Source organism: Shewanella sairae, assembly GCF_023283535.1.
Classification (GTDB): Bacteria; Pseudomonadota; Gammaproteobacteria; order Enterobacterales; family Shewanellaceae; genus Shewanella; species Shewanella sairae.
The window spans coordinates 1-2324 of the sequence record NZ_JAKILT010000143.1 but is presented as its reverse complement, the minus strand read 5'-3'; the positions used below and the strand labels follow the sequence as shown (position 1 = coordinate 2324).

Sequence of the window (2324 nt, the reverse complement as noted above, 5' to 3'; positions counted from 1 at the left end):
TAACCGCAGACGAGTGTCAACGTTTACCTGCGCCAGTTAAGCAAGGTGAGCTTTTGGTGCAAGGGGGCGACATGATTATCTATGTAGCGGGTTACCCAGCTATCTATGGTAAGCAAATTCTGTACTTCAATGACCCTGTTTACCTGGCTCGCAGTCAAATACCAGCGCCGGAGCAATCAGACAAGCTTATTGAGCCTGTAGGTAGCAGCACGATAGGCAAGATTAAGCGAGCAGACGAAGAAGAACGTGATGAAGTAAGCGATACCGCACCCCAAGAACCTGCCCAGCCTGAATCCATCGAAGACTACTTATAATCAACGCCAAAATGGGTTATCCACATTTTCGGTGGATAACCCTACTCATATCTTTGTATGAATTTTCACGCCTTAATGAACAGCAGGTAAACCTATGAGACTCTTGGAAAAAGCAAAAAAAATCTTCATTTCAGTTCCATCTGATACCGTCACTATCACTTTCCCACAGGAATATAACTCCTGGGACGATATCCTTTCTACAGGTAATGATGATAAAGAGCTGGAGCACATCGTCTGCATTGGCCGTTGCCGTACCGGAAAAACAACAAGCTTAGTTATTCCAACATTATTAAATTGGCAACACAGCGCTATCATCAGCGACTTCACTAGTGAGCTATGGCCGACCACTGCGGGTTATCGCGCAACCTTGGGTGACGTATTACGCTTTGCTCCCTTAGGTCAATGCTCTGCAAGATGGAATCCATTTGAAGAACTTCGCATGGGCACAGACAATGAAGCCAAGGATATAGACATGCTATGTTCATGTATCATGCCTAAGCTTGATGACCACAATGAAAAAGTGATCTTTAAGGTATTTGCAGAACTGGTTACTTATTTCATTGAACAATGTAAACAGCGCCAAGAAACGCCAACATTTCCGCGGTTAGCAAATCTCAATTTAACTGAATTACTTTATGAACTATACGCTGATAGCGTCCATGGTTCACAAGCCCCCGAGAACATTGAGCAAGACACGATTATCCAAGCGATAAGCAATGCATTAGCCCCCTATAGTCACCCTTCACTTGCAATAACAATGAGTCACTCCGACTTTAGCGTGAAAAAACTTAACCAGAGAGATAAGCCGATCAGTTTATACATGATGGCCAGACCTTGGGAAATGCCGGTATTAGGCCCTATTTTTAAGCTACTTATTGCAATGACAACCCACATGCTAACGGATAAGGAACTATCATCACACGCCAAGTTCACATTGCTCGGCATGATGGATGAATATCCGACGTTAAGAGGTATGGGCTCATGGCAAAAGAACCTACCCTTGATGCTTGAGAGTAAGATCAAATTTTGTTTTATCACGCAGGATATTAATCAGATCAACAAGCACTGTGCAGAAGATGAAATGCTCACTCGTCATTGCCACATGCAGATTGCTTTTACGCCAATATCGCTATCAACCGCAAACCACATGTTAAACCATGGTGATCATTCGCTATCGATGCGTGACTGTATGAACATGAGCCCTTCAACTAACACTAATCATGGTGAAATGCTCATCTATACTCGCGGCAAATCACTCATTCGCGCACAACAGTTCTTTTATTTCGATGACGACGAGTTACTCACTCGCTCCGAAATTCAAGCCCCTAGTTAACACAATCTGTAACCAACCAAACTAATATCTTTATATCAATTTTACTCGTCTTTATGAGTAGAGGGTAAGCCTATGACACTCCAAGAAAAAGCAAGAAATATGTTACTTAATACTGATACAAAAATTCAAATACGCTGCGGCACGGCTTTTGAAACCAAGGATATTGAAAACCTCAGTACCTTGATTATTGATCCGAATGGGAAAGGCTTAAATGACCATTGGCAAAAGAGCAGTTTCACATTACTAAACGGCCTCATCGCCCTCATTATTTATAAGTGCCAGCAAGATGACGCGCCCCCTACAATATCAATGATTGAGGCCCTTATATCTTCACCTAACCACAATATTAATGAGCTTTGGTTAGAAATGATAAACGCTGAGCCGCAAGCCACATTAGCGATTATTGCTGGACAGACCATGATAGATAAAGGGGAACGCGAAGCGGCCTCAATTCTTTCGTCTGTGAAACAATACTTAGACCTAATCTAATGGAAGAAAAGTAATGGCCACACTTAACGATGTTGTTCGCCACGGACAAATACTCATTACACCTATGTATTTTGATGTAGAAACCGTCACTTATACACGAATTGATCAAGCAGTAGAAAATGAAGCGGATATTGAGTTAAACGGTATTGAAAGCCTAACGTTTATCGAGCTTATCGAAGCAAATCCGA

The 2324-nt window shown here is 42.3% G+C and carries 2 protein-coding genes and 1 pseudogene; all 3 read left to right on the top strand.

Features of this window, described 5'->3' with window-relative positions:
• Positions 1-314: pseudogene (locus L2748_RS23585) on the top strand (hypothetical protein); the annotation flags it as partial.
• Between the two features lie 103 nt (positions 315-417).
• Complete coding sequence (locus L2748_RS23580; protein WP_220783539.1) at positions 418-1647, top strand: type IV secretory system conjugative DNA transfer family protein; 1230 nt, start codon at positions 418-420, stop codon at positions 1645-1647.
• Between the two features lie 72 nt (positions 1648-1719).
• On the top strand, positions 1720-2136 hold the full coding sequence (locus tag L2748_RS23575) for a type IV secretory system conjugative DNA transfer family protein (protein WP_220783540.1): 417 nt from the start codon (positions 1720-1722) through the stop codon (positions 2134-2136).
• The last annotated feature ends 188 nt before the right edge of the window (positions 2137-2324 follow it).